At 56.6% G+C, this 15,416-nt stretch carries 12 protein-coding genes; all 12 read right to left on the reverse strand.

Annotated features, from left to right (window positions below; translation table 11 throughout):
- Positions 1–24: 24 nt before the first annotated feature.
- Positions 25–1,479, reverse strand: coding sequence for a flagellar filament capping protein FliD (fliD, locus tag D0544_RS07950; RefSeq protein WP_125015431.1), 1,455 nt, complete (start codon positions 1,477–1,479; stop codon positions 25–27).
- 176 nt (positions 1,480–1,655) lie between these two features.
- Complete coding sequence (locus D0544_RS07955) at positions 1,656–2,045, reverse strand: flagellar protein FlaG (RefSeq protein ID WP_207905795.1); 390 nt, start codon at positions 2,043–2,045, stop codon at positions 1,656–1,658.
- Between the two features lie 80 nt (positions 2,046–2,125).
- On the reverse strand, positions 2,126–3,613 hold the full coding sequence (locus D0544_RS17390; RefSeq protein ID WP_125015432.1) for a flagellin: 1,488 nt from the start codon (positions 3,611–3,613) through the stop codon (positions 2,126–2,128).
- Between the two features lie 585 nt (positions 3,614–4,198).
- Entirely contained in the window at positions 4,199–5,689 is a 1,491-nt protein-coding gene (locus D0544_RS17395) for a flagellin (RefSeq protein WP_125015433.1), read from the reverse strand.
- Between the two features lie 230 nt (positions 5,690–5,919).
- Positions 5,920–7,191, reverse strand: coding sequence for a flagellar hook-associated protein FlgL (gene flgL / locus D0544_RS07970; RefSeq protein WP_125015434.1), 1,272 nt, complete (start codon positions 7,189–7,191; stop codon positions 5,920–5,922).
- Between the two features lie 32 nt (positions 7,192–7,223).
- Positions 7,224–9,206 (reverse strand): flagellar hook-associated protein FlgK, encoded by a 1,983-nt coding sequence (flgK, locus tag D0544_RS07975; protein WP_125015435.1) that lies wholly within the window; start codon positions 9,204–9,206, stop codon positions 7,224–7,226.
- Positions 9,207–9,319: 113 nt separating this feature from the next.
- Positions 9,320–10,327 carry a flagellar assembly peptidoglycan hydrolase FlgJ gene (flgJ, locus tag D0544_RS07980; RefSeq protein ID WP_125015436.1) on the reverse strand — a complete coding sequence of 336 codons (1,008 nt, stop codon included), beginning with the start codon at positions 10,325–10,327 and terminating at the stop codon, positions 9,320–9,322.
- A 1-nt stretch (position 10,328) separates the two neighbouring features.
- A complete protein-coding gene (locus tag D0544_RS07985; protein WP_125015437.1) occupies positions 10,329–11,435 on the reverse strand; it encodes a flagellar basal body P-ring protein FlgI in 1,107 nt (368 codons plus the stop codon).
- Positions 11,436–11,450: 15 nt separating this feature from the next.
- Positions 11,451–12,125 carry a flagellar basal body L-ring protein FlgH gene (flgH, locus tag D0544_RS07990; RefSeq protein ID WP_243647266.1) on the reverse strand — a complete coding sequence of 225 codons (675 nt, stop codon included), beginning with the start codon at positions 12,123–12,125 and terminating at the stop codon, positions 11,451–11,453.
- Between the two features lie 25 nt (positions 12,126–12,150).
- A complete protein-coding gene (gene flgG, locus D0544_RS07995; protein ID WP_125015439.1) occupies positions 12,151–12,936 on the reverse strand; it encodes a flagellar basal-body rod protein FlgG in 786 nt (261 codons plus the stop codon).
- A 102-nt stretch (positions 12,937–13,038) separates the two neighbouring features.
- Entirely contained in the window at positions 13,039–13,776 is a 738-nt protein-coding gene (locus tag D0544_RS08000) for a flagellar basal body rod protein FlgF (RefSeq protein WP_125015440.1), read from the reverse strand.
- Between the two features lie 316 nt (positions 13,777–14,092).
- On the reverse strand, positions 14,093–15,388 hold the full coding sequence (flgE, locus tag D0544_RS08005) for a flagellar hook protein FlgE (RefSeq protein ID WP_125015441.1): 1,296 nt from the start codon (positions 15,386–15,388) through the stop codon (positions 14,093–14,095).
- Between the last annotated feature and the right edge of the window lie 28 nt (positions 15,389–15,416).

The following is a 15,416-nucleotide window of genomic DNA, read 5'->3' on the forward strand; positions in this document are numbered from 1 at the left end:
AGGCCGCGAATATTAAAAATATGGTTATTTATCGTTGCTTTGGCGCACGACACCCGGCAGGTTCTTGAGCGCGCCGGTGATGTACTCGAGGGTGCCATTAAACTGCCCAACCAGCTGATCCATGGTATTGAACTGGTTATTGAGTCGCTGTTCGAGTTTAACGAGACGGAGGTTCAACGCCTCCCGGTCATTGTCGACATCACTGAGCCGCTCGTTAAGGTTATCTACCCGGGTCTGGAAGAGACCGTCAGGGCCCAGATAGGGGTCCACTGTCTCGCTTAAACGCCCCATCAAACCATTTTCACCGGCCAGGAAACCGGCAACCCCAGCGATATCCTCATCAAGCGCGGTATCCAGCGCACTGCTATCGACCTCGAGCTTGCCTTCCTTGGTGGTGGTGATACCGAGATCCGCCAGGAACCTGAAAGCATCCCCCTCATCCCCTGCAGGTTTGACCAACTGGGAGCGTAACTGACTCACCAGGTTTCGAACCGAGGAGTCACCGACCAGCGGACCGGCAACAGGAGCTTTATCATCCCCCCCGACGCCCACCACAGCGGTCAGCTCTTTAGTGACATCAATCAGGCTGTTATAGGCTTTTACAAACTCATCGATCTTTGAACGCGCGGCCCCCTTGTCCACAGAGATATTAGCGCCCACCGTTTTGCCAGCGGCAATATCCTCAGCGCTTTGAGCCGCTTTCAGGGTAAAAGTAACCCCCTCGATCGCATCGCTGATGGTATTAGACTGACGGGTTACCGAAAGCCCATCGATTTTCAATAGCGCATTCTGCGCTGCATTCAGCTCCTTCGAGCCATTGCCCGTCACAGGGTCCGGGTTATAAATCAGATCAAAAATCCCGGCATTCGGGTCAACAGCGCTCCCCTGCTCATTACCGTCGTCGTCTTTAACGGTAATGGAGAGCTGATTATCGGTACCCGTCTCACCACTGGAGAGGACCAGCCGGGCGCCATCGTCATCGGTGACGATAGTCGCGGAGATACCTGGATTGTCTTCGGCGTTATTGATCGCATCACGCAGCCCTTCAAGGGTATTGTTCTCTGCGGTCAAGGTGATATCGAAGCTGTCGGCACCCTGCCCCAGAGTGAGCGTGCCGGTACCAATCGCCGTTGTAGTATCGGCAAAGGCCTGGGTCGCAATCTTATGGCTCTCGGCCAGGCGCTCAACGGCGATATCGTAGCTCCCCGCACCGGCGGAGCTATCCGCACTCAAAGTGAAGAGTGATTTATCACCACTGCTTGCCGCTCGACGATTAAACAGCTCGGGATCATTAAGGTCATCCAGAGCGGACTGGAAGGTTGAGGTGGCTCCCTGGAGCTTGCCCAGTGCCGAAATGGAGGTTACTGCTCGGTTTTCTACCCGATCCAGCTGTGCAGACTTGGGAGCGCCATCAGCATTCACCAATGCATTCACAATAGCAGGAATATCGAGACCGGAATTGATACCTTGAATTGACACGAATCGAACCTCGCTGGATGACAGCCCAACTTAGCTGCCAATCTTCTGACGTTTCTACAGCATATGGACGTTTCTTTCGCCCCAATATGCCCTTAACCCCAAACAAGGCAATTCCTATGCCACTCCGAACCTTTTGATTATTTTAGTAGAACGGAAAAACCAAGGCCTGAGGCAAATCAGGCCTTGGCCTCAAACAACAAACTGCGGGCTTCGGAGAGCCTTTCGGCTAACTCCAGAGCCTCTTCCGAGGGGATCTGACGAATCATTTCACCTGTTTGATAATCGGTTACCTGGACAATAACCTCACCAGCCTCCTCGTCTACCTGAAAACTCAGGTCGCGACGAATATTCTGGACAAAGTCATTGAGGTTGGAGACGGCATCATCCACCTGCTGCCGGCTGACTTCCTGCTGCTCTGCAGCCTTTTGAGCCTGCGCCTGCTGGGCTTGTTGCCTGGCCTCAATCACCTCCGCAGAAGAACGGTTCTCCGCTGCCGGTTTGGCAACGCTTACCACTCTCGCTTCGGTAGCGATTCGGGCCATGCTCAGTGTGTTATCAATATCCATAACTCACCCCTTTGCACCCTTTTATGCGAACAGGGAGGAGGATAATCCTCCTCCCGTCCAGTCTAGCGCAAAGCGCCCTATTAACCCAGCAGTGACAGTACCGCCTGAGGCAGCTGATTCGCCTGCGCCAGGATTGAGGTACCGGCTTGCTGCAGCACCTGGTTCTTGGCCAGCTCAGAGGTCTCGGCAGCGTAGTCAGTATCCTTGATACGGCTACGGGCAGCAGCAGAGTTCTCAGAGATGTTCTGCAGGTTAGAGATGGTGAACTCGAAGCGGTTCTGAACCGCACCCAGGTCAGCCCGGTTGGCATCGATACCGGCAATTGCCGCATCCAGCACACCGATCGCATCCTGCGCACCCTGCTGAGTACTGATGTCAATGGTGTCGACAGAGGTCAGGGCAGAGGTAGCAGCGGTGTTGGCACCATCCAGCAGGGTATTCACATTACCGGTCAACTGGAAGGAAGCGCTGGATTCAAAGCGCACGTTACCAATAGCCCGAGTATTTCCGGTGGCGGTTTCGGTTAGCGTAACGGCCCCTTGAAGAGTATCTTCACCAGAATAGTCCAGCCCCTGAACGGCGATGGTAGCCCCGTTGTTGGTGGCTTCAACAAAATCGTCGATCACGATATCGTCGCCCGCCTCACTGACCAGCTCGATAGACGCATTGTTGTTTACCAGAGTCGCAGAGACACCGGTAGAGCCGGACTGGGCGTTGATGGCAGTAGCAATATCGCGCAGGTCAGTGGCATCAGAGATGATGGCGGCAATGGAAGCACCGTTCAGGGTAAAGGTGTAGCTACCGGCTGCACTCAGGCTCTCAAGGCGAACCGCGGTACGGGCGTCGGCAGAGACACCGGTGGAGCCGGTCTCGGCATTCACAGCAGCGGCATAATCGGCGGCAGAGCCAAGGGCCGCAATGGTGGCGTTGGCAGAACCGTTAGTACCGGTAATGGTCAGGGTACCACCGGTGGTGGCGTTAGCCACATTAGCAGCATTTGCTGCGGCGACAACACCGTATTGACTGGTGGCCGCATAGCCTACGTCCAGGCGGTTGGCACCGATATCGGTCGCACGGGCAGAGTTGATGGCCACACCGATGGTCTCGTTGGCGTTGGCACCCACCTGGAACTGCTTGGTACCGAAAGAGCCGTCAAGCAGCTTCAAGCCACCAAAGCTGGTGGTGTCGGAGATACGGTTCAACTCGGACTGCAGCTGAGATACTTCAGAGTTCAGTGCCTGACGCTCGGTTGCACCGTTACTGCCGTTGGCAGATTGCAGGGCCAGGTCACGCATACGCTGCAGGATGTCGGTAGACTGTGACAGCGCACCTTCAGCGGTCTGTGACAGAGAAATACCGTCGTTGGCGTTACGCACGGCCACGTTCAGACCGTTGATCTGAGAGGTCAAGCGGTTAGAGATCTGCAGACCGGCGGCATCGTCTTTTGCGCTATTGATACGGAAACCCGTAGACAACCGCTGCATAGAGGTGTCCAGGGCACTGGAAGAGTTGTTGAGGTTCCGCTGGGTGTTCAGCGAGGCCACATTGGTTTGTACTGTTAAAGCCATGATGATATCTCCTGTTTATCCCGTGCCTGGACGGCCCGGTTAACAACTTGCCTGATGGCAAAGGTTCTTACTTCTTACACTTCCTGTATCGGCGCCTACCCGGGCGACTTTAATAAAAATTGCAATTTTTTTGAGCAATTTATTTTTCATTACTTTTCATAGGGTTAAGAGGGGGTAGAGGTCGCCTTTACACTACAGGCAGCTGAAAATGGCTACCCATAATCACTCAGCCAACCAAACTGGGCTGCCCTGCCGCCCCACCCCCTTAACTAAAAAACAGGGTGATTTTGGCGCTGCCGGCAAACCAGGGAGAGCGCCACAGTCGCAACAGGGTCAGGGTGCAGCGAGGGAAGCCACGGCATAGCAGATCGCGATAAGCAGCGGGGATATTGCCAAAGAGAGGAAAGGCGCCAGAGCCTAATAAAGGCGCGTCGAGCCAGCGGCCAACGCTTGGGGGAGGGAGGCTAACCCACTACTCGGATTACGCTTTAAGGCAGGACGCTAAACGGGGTAAAAGAAGCCCTCCCCCCCCTTGCGGAGGGGGTAAGGGTCATACTTCTATAGAGGCGCCGGAGCGCTTATGGGTTACTGCCCAAGGAGCGACAGCACCGACTGCGGTAGCTGGTTCGCCTGGGCGAGGATGGAGGTACCGGCCTGCTGCAGCACCTGGTTTTTGGCCAGTTCGGAGGTCTCTGCAGCGTAGTCGGTATCCTTGATGCGGCTGCGGGCTGCCGATGAGTTTTCCGCGATGTTCTGCAGGTTGGAGATGGTAAATTCGAAGCGGTTCTGGACTGCACCCAGCTCCGCCCGGTTCGAATCAATGCCCGCGATCGCGGCATCCAGCACACCGATAGCATCCTGTGCCCCTTGTTGCGTACTGATATCGATGGTATCAACGGAGGTCAGGGTTGAGGTCGCTGCAGTGGCAGCGCCATCGAGCAGCGTGTTTACACTGCCGGTGAGCTGAAATGAGTCACTGGATTCAAATCGAACATTACCGATGGCACGGGTGTTACCCGCAGTGGTTTCGGTAAGGGTTACCACAGCTTGCCCGGTATCCGTCCCGGAATAATCCAACCCCTGCACATCGATGGTAGCCCCGTTATTGGTAGACTCAACAAAGTCACCGATGACGATATCATCACCCGCCTCATTAACCAGCTCGATGCTAGCGTTGTTGTCGGTTAGTGTTGCCGCTACACCGGTGGTACCCGACTGTGCGTTGATAGCTGTAGCCAGGCCCCGCAAGTCGTTCGGTGAAGAGATAATGGCGGCAACTGCTTGCCCATTAATGGTCATGGTAAACCCGCCCGCTGCGGATAGGTTTTCCAGGCGCAAGGCGGTTCGTGCATCTGCGGACACACCCGTAGTACCGGTCTCTGAATTAACAGCGGCGGCATAATCGGCTGCCGAAGTGGCTGCGCCGATGGTGACAATCGCGGACCCATTCCCCCCTGTCAGGGTAAGGTCACCACCGGTGGTCGCATTCGGCACCGCTGCACCGGCGGCCGGCAGCACCACGCCATACTGGCCGGTTGCTGAATAGGTTACGTCATGGCGGTTCGCACCGATATCCGTTGCCCGAGCCGAGTTGATGGCGACACCGATGGTTTCGTTGGCGTTGGCACCCACCTGGAACTGCTTGGTACCGTAGGAGCCATCCAGTAACTTCAGCCCTCCAAAGGTGGTGGTATCCGCTACCCGGTTCAACTCCTGCTGCAGCTGCGACACTTCTGAGTTCAGTGCCTGGCGCTCGGTTGCGCCATTGCTTCCATTTGCGGACTGCAGTGAAAGGTCTCGCATTCTTTGCAGAATATCAGTTGACTGCTGTAAGGCCCCTTCCGCCGTCTGCGAAAGCGATATTCCGTCATTTGCGTTACGCACCGCAACGTGAAGGCCGTTTATTTGGGATGTCAGGCGATTGGATATCTGCAAGCCAGCTGCATCATCTTTCGCGCTATTGATGCGATAACCTGTAGACAGCCGCTGCATGGAGGTATCCAGCGCCTGGGATGAATTATTGAGGTTTCGCTGCGTATTGAGCGATGCCACATTGGTTTGAACGGTTAAGGCCATGATTGGTTCTCCTGTTAATACGGCACCCTGAAGGCTCCGCTTGCAGCGTGCTCGGTGGCAATCGACTGCACTCTTACTCATCGATTTATTGGCGGTTCATTGCCGTCATATGTAACAGAGCATATTTTGTGCCAACTAAAAATTGCCGCTTTTTGCCGCTTTCCAGGCAAAAAAAATGGCCCGACACCTTTTCAGGTATCGGGCCAACTCACCCGTTAACAGAGGGTCTGTTAAAGCCGATTAAACAGGGAGAGTCCGCTGATCTTGACGAAGCTCTGTTGGGCAGCTTCGAGAATGACGCTTTGAAACGAAAGGCGTGAAAGGGCCTCAGCATAGTCCAGGTCCTCAAGGTCAGACTGAAGGGACTGGTTGATCAGCTTTACATCTTCATGGTTTGTGCGGGTTGACTCGACAACATTAAGACGTGAGCCTATCTCCGACCGGGTTTCCAGTAATATCGTGTGTCCATTGTTGATATTGGAGATGTTGGTACCGACACGAAAAATTGTTTCCCACCCACCCGTTGGGGTGCTGTTCGCTGTCCGCAAGGTTTGCGCCAATCCGGCCACACTATCGAGCAGCCCTATCTTCTCCTGGCGATTGATATCGAACTGGTCACCAGCGGCCGGTGTACCGGCAACGGTAAACTTTTGCCCCATGGCGGCAACGGAGACCTCCAGGTTGCCGTCCCCATTGACCGTCACATCTGCGGCCGGGATCGCTACCCCTGGCGCAGGGTTGTTGGCATCAATCAAAAACACATCGTAACCGGAGGCCACCCCGGCATTGGGGGTAAAACTCAATGAGGCCTGCTGCGGCTGACCGACCAGGGTATCGAAATAGGCATCGAACTGGGCGTTATCGAGCAGCTCACCATTATTGATGACCGCACTGCCCGAGTTGGGGGTTCCGGCCGCCGTCAACACGCGGGTTTCGTTGGGGATATCCATGAAGATCCGCTTGCCATTGTCATTGATCGGCAAAAAAGAGGAGCCGGCAATCTGCACCTCACGCTGACCCTCATCCCCGTTGTAAACAAAGGTGCTATTGGCCGCATCGAAACTGAAGGGTGGCTGCTTGCCCTGATTGCCTCCGAAAATATACTCACCACGGGAGTTGCGGGAGTTCATCAGGTCGAGCATCTCATCAAGCCGCTGCTCCACTTCAGTCGCTAACGCCTGTTTGTCGGCGCTATCCTGGGCTCCGTCACCGGCCTGAATGGCAATCTCCTGCAGCCGGTAGATGACATTTTCAATACCCGTGAGGATCGACTCCTCCGTCTGCAAGCTTCCCTCGGCCGCATCCAGGTTGGCGAGATACTCATCCAGCCGCCCCCGCTCCTGAGCCAGCTGCACCAGGCGCGTGGAGGCCACCGGATCATCGGCAGCGGTCAACAGCCGCTTGCCGCTGGATACCTGCTCCTGGGTCCGGGTCACGTTGTTGTAATTGTCCTGAATCCCTTTGACCCCATTGCTGAAAGCCTGAACGGTCGAGATACGCATCACTGTCACCTGCCTGCTGGGTTACTCATCCTCTACCTGAAGGTATTGATGAGGGTATCAAAAATAGATCGAGCCACTGAGATTACTTGCGCAGAAGCATTGTAGGCGTTCTCAAAGCGAATCAGGTTCGCCGCCTCTTCATCCAGGTTTACCCCGGAAAGGCTATCGCGCGCATTCTGCGACTGGGTCAAAATGGTGGCCGCGGCCTGGCTGTCAACCCGCGACTGGGCCGTACGGGTTCCCACTTTCTCCACCAGCTCGCCATAAGCATCGGCGTAGTTGACACCCGCTCCGGCCAACGTAGTGGGCTTATTTTCGAGGTCCACCAACTTGAGGGCATTGCGGTTGTCGGAGGTACCGTTCTGGTTGAACTCAATGGTAAAGCGGTCCCCGGCCAACGGCCTGCCGTTGATATCCAGTGTCACCTGGTAGGTATTGCCGCCGCCATCGGTCACATCGATGGTCAGCGCATTGGGCTGTCCGGGGGTGATCGGGTTGGGGGTCGCGGTAATGGTCAACCCATTGCCGCTATTGTCCACGAAGCTGAAGTTCTGGGTATCGGTAAAGACAATATCAAACGGCTGATTGGCGATCACATCGGGCGAGTTGAAAGGCGACACCACTTCCGGCTGGCTGATCACTCCGCTGCCCCGGTTGGCGAGGTCGGCATCTCCCCGCAGGGGAGCAGCAAACGCCAGTTCTTCCGGGTCCTGCAGTACCCGTTCGATATGCTCGGCCCCCTCACGAGTGGGTGAAACATAGAAGCGCTCACCGGCGGTAAAGCCGTTGTTGGTCAGGTTGATCTGGAAGCCATCGGGGGATACCACCGATGCCGTCGAGGGAGCCGCAGGGATAACGCCTGCACTTTGTACGCCGTCAGAAAGACGGGTCAATGTGTAGTTGGTGGCGGAGCTGAACTCCAGGCGGTAATCGCTCAGGGTCAGCTGGCCCGCATTGGTAATCTCCACCTCCAGCGCACTACCGGCCCCGTTACTGCTGGGGAATACCCGCTGCTGCATCAGGATGGGGTCATTAATGTCCCGAAACAGGTTCGCGCCAAAATTGCCGGTCAGGTCTAACCCCTCCGACAGCTGCTGGTTGATGGTCTCGGAAAAGACCAGCGCCAGCCGCCCAATCTCGTTGAAAGCGGGATCCAGCACCTCTTCACGGTAACGCAGCAGTCCACCGAGCTCGCCGCCGGTGAGCAGATTGGTCACCACCTGATTGGAGGTGCCATCGGAAACGGCAACCTCCTGACGCTCGGGATCATCAGTGCTGGGCACCACCCCCAGTGCATTGACCTTGGCACCCACGATCAGCGGCTGGCCGGTTCCGACAAAGACGTTGATGGTGTTGTCATCCTGCGGGGTGACGGTAATACCGATCAGCTCAGCCAGCTCTCTTAGGGTTTCCTCCCGCGCATCGTGGAGGTCATTGGCCGGAGTGTTGTTCACCTCCGCTTTGGCGATGGCGTCGTTGTAATCCCCCACGGCTTTGGCCAAACGGTTGATCTGGTCGGTCACCGTGCGGGTCTGCTGATTCACCAGGCTGGTTTGCTGGTTAAGACGATCACTGATGGTATTAAAGCGACTGGCGATCCCTTCCGATTCGGTCAGGATCAACTGCCGAGAAGGGATGCTGGAGGGGTCTTCCGCCCCGGTCTGCATCGCTTTAAAAAAGTTGGTGATCGCCGGCGTGAGGCCGGTGGTGGTGTTGGCGAGCAGGGAGTCGAGTTGCTCAATCTGCTCCCGGAACGCCTCCTGCTCCGCACTGACAAAGGTGTTCTCCCGCAGCTGGCTGACCAGAATATCGCTGGTAATACGACGGATGCTGTCGGTTTCCACACCGGAACCCAAAAAGCCCACCCCCACATAAAGTGGAGCGCGCGTCACCTGGGTCGCCTCCTGACGGGAGTAACCGGGGGTATTGAGGTTCGCCACGTTATGACCGGTTACGGTCAACGAGGTCTGGCTTACCCGTAAGCCACTCAATCCTATGTTCAGTAGATCAGCCATCTCACCACTCTCGTCATCTACTCTGTATCGGCACCATAAGCACCGAGTTGAGTCATCATTTAGATCGATTGGTAATTATCGATCCGCCACCACAACCCGGGGTGCAGTGCACCCTACTTCCATTCGTCAAACAGCTCGTTATTGGCAATGGTCAAAATCTTGTCGGCATATGCCGGATCCGTTGCATAGCCGGCCCGCTGTAAACCCTGCAAAAACTGGCCCGCATCGCCACCGTGCTCCAGCGCCTGCTGGTAACGCGCGTTCTGCTGCAGAAAGGCCAGGTAATCCTCGAAGCTCTGCTGGAAAGAGTCGTAGGCACGGAAATCAGCCTGTTCCTTAAGTGCGACCCCTTGCCGGTATTCCGTCGTGGTCACCCGGGCGCTATCGCCCGACCAGCGGCTATCCGCCTTGATGCCAAAGAGGTTAAAGCTGTTGCCCTTATCGCCCTGGATCATCTTCTGCCCCCAACCGGTCTCCAGTGCCGACTGGGCGACCAGAATTTTCGGGGAGATGCCCAACTTATCAGCGACCTCACGGGCGTAGGGCATCATCTTGCGAATAAAGTCCAGCGGAGAAGCGATCGGTTCATCCCTCTCCATGGCGGCAACCTTTTGCCCCTGGGGCACTGATTGCGGAGCCTTGGCCGAGCGATCGACATCGGCCGTCTCAGCCGGCGCCCGAATCCCCACCTTCTCCATTACCTTTCGCACCTGCACCTCATCGAGCTGAGGCTCGCTGGGGCCAAAACGGTCACGGCCGCCATCCACGCGCGCGGCCGGGCTTTTATCGAGCTGGCGCATCAGGACCTCGGCCAGTCCCATGCCGCCGCTTTCCGCCAGGCTGACGGCCATCTGGCTATCCAGCATGTCGCGGTACATCTTGCTTTCGCTGCTATTGAAGGGGTTACCCTCCTCAAACACGGCATTGGCATCGCGCATGCTTTTCAGCATCATGCTGATAAAGAGCGACTCAAATTGCTGGGCGACCTTTCTCAGCGCCTCCGGGGAATCCCCCTCCCCTCCCTGCTTGAGATTTTGCAAGCTGTTGAGGTCGGTATAGACCTGCCCACCCGCCGAGGCGCGGTAGGTAGGGTGGGACAGTGAAAGATCGGTGCGATTCATATCAGATCACCACCAGCTCGGCACGCAGGGCGCCGGCCTCTTTAAGGGCCTCCAGGATGGCCATCAAATCACCGGGTGCAGCCCCCACCTGGTTAACCGCCTGCACGATTTCCGCCAGGGTCACCCCGGGCTGGAACAGGAACATCTTGTTGTTCTCCTGCTGCACGTCAATATTGCTCTGGGGAGTCACCACCGTCTCCCCCGCGCCGAACGCATTGGGCTGGCTCACCTGGGCCTCCTCGGTAATGGAGACCACCATGCTGCCGTGGGTGACGGCGGCGGGCGATACCCGGACATTCTGGCCGATCACAATGGTGCCGGTGCGTGAGTTGATGATCACTTTGGCGGGTGCTTCACCCGGCAGGATCTCAATGTTCTCCAACACAGACATGTAGGTCACCCGCTGCGCGGTGTCGCGAGGTGCCGCTACTTCAACCGAACCACCATCCAGCGCCTTTGCAACCCCCGGCCCCATCAGCTGGTTAATCGCTTCGCTCACCCGCTTGGCGGTGGTGAAGTCATAGCGCTTGAGGTTAAACACCAGCGAATTCCCCCGCGCAAAGGAGGAGGGAACGCTGCGCTCCACCAGCGCACCGTTGGGTATGCGCCCGGCGGTGGGCACATTAATCGTTACTTTGGAACCGTCGGCTCCCGCCACCCCCAGCCCCCCCACGACCAGATTGCCCTGGGCAATGGCGTAGACCTGGCCATCGATACCTTTCAGCTCGGTCATCAGCAGCGAACCTCCGCGCAGGCTTTTTGCGTTACCCAGCGCAGAGACGGTGACGTCGATTTTTTGACCCGGTTTGGCAAAGGGAGGCAGCTCAGCGTGCACCGATACCGCGGCCACGTTCTTTAGCTTGGGGTTACTGCCCGGCGGCATCTTGATACCAAACTGGGCCAGCATATTTTTGAAGGTCTGGACTGTGAAAGGTGTCTGGCTGGTCTTGTCACCACTACCGTCCAGGCCCATCACCAGGCCGTAGCCCACCAGCTGGTTGCTCCGCACCCCCGCCACCGAAGCGATATCCTTGATCCGCTCGGCGCTGGCGAGGCCGCTGGTTAGCGCCAGAAAAACCAACATAAGGATGCGCGTTAGCTGTTTCATCGTTATCACTCCGCCCTAGAAGGGGAACATCGGGCTGTTGAACAGTTTGGATAACCAACCCGCTTCGTTGGAGTCCGCAAGGCTGCCGGTTCCGGCGTAGCTGATACGGGCGTCCGCAACCTTCTGCGAGGAGACCATGTTGTCGGTGTCGATATCATCGGGCCGAACCAGCCCCGTCACACGGATGTACTCATCCCCCTGATTGAGAGTTAACCACTTTTCACCGCGAATCTTCAGCAAGCCATTGGGCAGTACCTCGGATACCGTCACCGTAATGTTACCGGCCAGGCTGTTGCTCTGGCTGCTGGAGGCTTCACCCTCATGGGCTCGGCTGGCGTCCAGGGTCGCCGCCACATCAAAACCAAACACATCCTTGAAGGTTTTGCCAAACGCGGTGGGCTCGCTGATCGATGCGGTACTGTCCTTACTGAAATCGGTATCGGCATCTTTCTTGGCCTGGGTTGACTCCTGCAGCTGAACGGTAATGATGTCACCCACCCGGTAGGCCTTGCGATCATCGTATAAGGAGACGCCGAAGCCGCTTTGGTAGAGGGAGCCGCCATTAAATTCGGCGGCCACCGGGCGGGCGGGATAGGTCGGCGCGAACGCAGGATCATTCGGCTTGGGGGGGGGAGTCATACAGCCCCCCAGCAATAACAGCCCCATCGCGGCAAGGATCCTGATTTTCATTGCTGACATTTCCTCACTCAAACTATTACAGGTTCTGGGTCACAAACTGCAGCATGCTGTCTGCCGTTGAAATGACCTTCGAATTCATCTCGTAGGCGCGCTGGGTAGTGATCATATTGACCAGCTCCTCCACCACGTTCACATTGGAGTTTTCCAGCGTGTTCTGCTGCAAGCGCCCCAAACCATCTTCTCCGGGAACGCCTTCACGGGGCGCACCGCTGGAACCTGTCTCCAGAAACAGGTTATTGCCGATCGCCTGCAAGCCACCGGGGTTGATAAAGTCCACCACCTGAATCTGCCCCAGGTCCTGGGGAGCGGGGTTACCCGGGGTGGTGACCGTCACCGTGCCATCCTCACCTACGGTGAACGTCAGGGCATCCTCCGGAACCGTGATACCGGGCTCCAGCGGGTGGCCGTTCACATTCACCACATCGCCATCCTCATTCAGGTGGAACTGGCCATTACGGGTATAGGCAATAGTGCCGTCGGGGGTCAGTATCTGGAAAAACCCTCGACCATTAATCGCCAAGTCCAGCGGCTGGTCCGTTGTCTGCAGGCTACCGGCGGTAAAGATCTTCTGGGTACCGGCAACCCGTACCCCTGTACCCAGCTGCAGGCCGGATGGCAGGGTGGTGTCCTGCGAGGACTGCCCGCCGGGCTGGCGCTGAACCTGGTAAAGCAGATCCTCAAATTCGGCGCGATCTTTTTTGAAGCCGACCGTGCTGACGTTGGCCAGGTTGTTGGAAATGGTGGTCAGCTGCATATCTTGCGCGCTTAACCCTGTTTTACTTACCCAAAGTGCCGGTTGCATTTTCTCTTCTCCCCGCGAGAACTCCGTTCCCGCATCACATCTTGTCTGCAAACGAGAGCGTTTGCGTTTATGTCAAAAGTCCGTCAGTTATGCAGACACTGGCTAGTTCTGCAAAAGCCGTTCCACCGATTTCTGATTCTCTTCCGCGGTACTCATCATCTTGACCTGGACCTGGAACTGCTTGGAGAGACTCAGCATGGAGATCATCTCGGAGACGGCGTTCACATTGCTGCCCTCCAGAAATCCCGGCTCAAGGGTAACGGCGGCATCGGGAGCTACCCCCTCCTCACCCTTGACCCGGAAAAAGCCGTCACTACCTTTTTCCAACCGGCTCTTATCCGGGTTAACCAACAGAATACGGTCCACCTCCGCCAGCGCATTGGGGTTCTCCCCCACCCCACGAATGGTGATGGTTCCATCGGGAGCGATGTCCAGCTTGTCAAATTCCGGCAGTACGATGGGGCCACCATTGCCCATGATCGCCAAACCTTCTGAATTCCTGAGCGCCCCATCAGAGTCGACACGCAGGTTGCCGGTTCGGGTATAGACGGTTTCGCCCGCCCCGTTCTGGGCGGCGATCCAGCCATCGCCCCGCACCGCCACATCCAGATCCTGTCCGGTCTGAATCAGGGTACCGGAAGCCTGGTTGGTGCCCGGATTTTCCGTCATGGCATAGGCGCGCGTAGGATAGGTTTCCCCCCACACAGGCATCGAGCGGGCCTGTTCAAAGTCGCCCTTGAAGCCTGTGGTGGTGGCATTGGCCAGGTTATTGGCGTGGATGGTCTGGCCCAGCATGTTCTGCTTGGCGCCGCTCATCGATATGAATAGTGCTCTGTCCATTAGGCTTTATCCCCTTGGGAGCGGCAATTGCTTGCTGCTCGGTTCTCTTACAGACTATCAAAGCAAGGGGTGTGCCCACTTTTTATACCAACAGAAAAAAACACCTATCTTATTGATATACAGTTATTTTTATTTTTAGACGGAAAGCAATGAGGGGCCTGAAAAGGCCGTTAGAACGGTGGGTGCGGCAAGGATTTACCGCCATAAAAGCATTACTAGAGGCAGGGTAAAGGCTTTGGTCCCTCTACCGACGAACCGGTAAAGGGCACCGATCAGGACTCTACTTCTGTAAAGCCCTGATCGGCGCGGCCAAGCCTTAGATATTCAAAATGGTCTGGGTGACCGCATCGGAGGTCTCGATGGTCTTGGCGTTCGCCTGATAGTTACGCTGGGCAATAATCAGGTTAACCAGCTCATCGGAGAGCTCCACGTTGGATGACTCCAGGGCCCCCGCCTGAAGCGCTCCCAGGGTTCCTGAGCGGGGGGTGCCGACAACCGGGTTGCCGGAGTCAAACGACTCCGCCCACTCGGTCTTGCCCAGGGGGCTCAGCCCCTCGGTGTTGGCGAAGTTGGCAAACACCACCTGTCCCTGAACCCGGCTCTGGCCGTTGGTGTAACGGGCAAACAGGACACCCTCATCGGAGACCTCAAGCCCTGCCAGCTGACCGGTACTGAAACCATCCTGGTTAACACTGGTGACCGCAAAGGAGCTGGAGAACTGGGTACTGCCTGTCATATCGAGGTTATAACCACTCGGAGAAGCCGCACCGTTCTGGCTGCCGGAGCTGTCACGGGGCTCCCAGCCAGCCAGTACCACAGGGGTACCCGGGGCCGGAGCAGTTAACTGACCGGCAGAATCAAAGGTTAATGCCTGGGTGAAAGGGGTGAATACGTTAGCAGCCGGGTTATCGGGTGGCGGGGTGCCATCGGGAAGGGTGCCGTCAAAATCCCTTCCGTCGATCAGGACGTGCATATCCCAGGTATTGGCTCCGGTTTTGACGAAATACTGGGTTTGAATGTGAGAGTTACCCAAAGAGTCATAAACATTGACCGAGGTGGCGGAGTTATAGGTGTCCGGATCGGTAGGGTCGAACGGGGCGATCAGTGGCACCAGGTCACTGGAATTGAGGTTGACGGTCTGGTTCACGGTCCCGGTTGCCTGAGGCGACTGGTTAGTAGTATCAACCTGAAGATCCGTCAGTACCCCGGTCAGTATCTGGCCGGTAGCGTCAGCGCCATAACCTTGCAGGTTTTTGCCGAAGTTATTGACAATAAACCCCTCTTTATCGGTGCCGAAGTAGCCCGCCCGACTGTAGGTTGTCTCACCGTTGTTATCCAGCACAAAGAAGCCGTCACCGTTGATGGCCATATCCAGGCTGTTGCTGGTGAAGTTGATACTGCCCTGGGTAAATTGCTGGCCGATATTGGACAACAGCACACCGCTGCCGGTGGCATTAGCGGAAGTACCCAGTGTAGAAGCCGCGTAGACATCGGCAAACTCCGCCCTTGAGGACTTAAAGCCGATGGTGCTGGCGTTGGCGATATTGTTACCGGTCACCTCCAGCTCATTGCCAGCGGCACGAATTCCACTCAAACCGATATTAAAAGCCATGATTCTTTCTCCTGATCGCTCGCTGAGC

The sequence above is a fragment of the Aestuariirhabdus litorea genome (genome assembly GCF_003864255.1).
GTDB lineage: Bacteria > Pseudomonadota > Gammaproteobacteria > Pseudomonadales > Aestuariirhabdaceae > Aestuariirhabdus > Aestuariirhabdus litorea.

Bases quoted from the DNA above. Each gene is read 5' to 3' on its own strand.
- flgE (WP_125015441.1), bottom strand. From the start codon at position 15,388: ATGGCTTTTAATATCGGTTTGAGTGGAATTCGTGCCGCTGGCAATGAG.
- D0544_RS08000 (WP_125015440.1), bottom strand. From the start codon at position 13,776: ATGGACAGAGCACTATTCATATCGATGAGCGGCGCCAAGCAGAACATG.
- flgG (WP_125015439.1), bottom strand. From the start codon at position 12,936: ATGCAACCGGCACTTTGGGTAAGTAAAACAGGGTTAAGCGCGCAAGAT.
- flgL (WP_125015434.1), bottom strand. From the start codon at position 7,191: ATGCGTATCTCGACCGTTCAGGCTTTCAGCAATGGGGTCAAAGGGATT.
- flgK (WP_125015435.1), bottom strand. From the start codon at position 9,206: ATGGCTGATCTACTGAACATAGGATTGAGTGGCTTACGGGTAAGCCAG.
- flgJ (WP_125015436.1), bottom strand. From the start codon at position 10,327: ATGAATCGCACCGATCTTTCACTGTCCCACCCTACCTACCGCGCCTCG.
- D0544_RS07985 (WP_125015437.1), bottom strand. From the start codon at position 11,435: ATGAAACAGCTAACGCGCATCCTTATGTTGGTTTTTCTGGCGCTAACC.
- D0544_RS17390 (WP_125015432.1), bottom strand. From the start codon at position 3,613: ATGGCTTTAACAGTACAAACCAATGTGGCCTCGCTGAACACCCAGCGG.
- D0544_RS07955 (WP_207905795.1), bottom strand. From the start codon at position 2,045: ATGGATATTGATAACACACTGAGCATGGCCCGAATCGCTACCGAAGCG.
- D0544_RS17395 (WP_125015433.1), bottom strand. From the start codon at position 5,689: ATGGCCTTAACCGTTCAAACCAATGTGGCATCGCTCAATACGCAGCGA.
- flgH (WP_243647266.1), bottom strand. From the start codon at position 12,125: ATGAAAATCAGGATCCTTGCCGCGATGGGGCTGTTATTGCTGGGGGGC.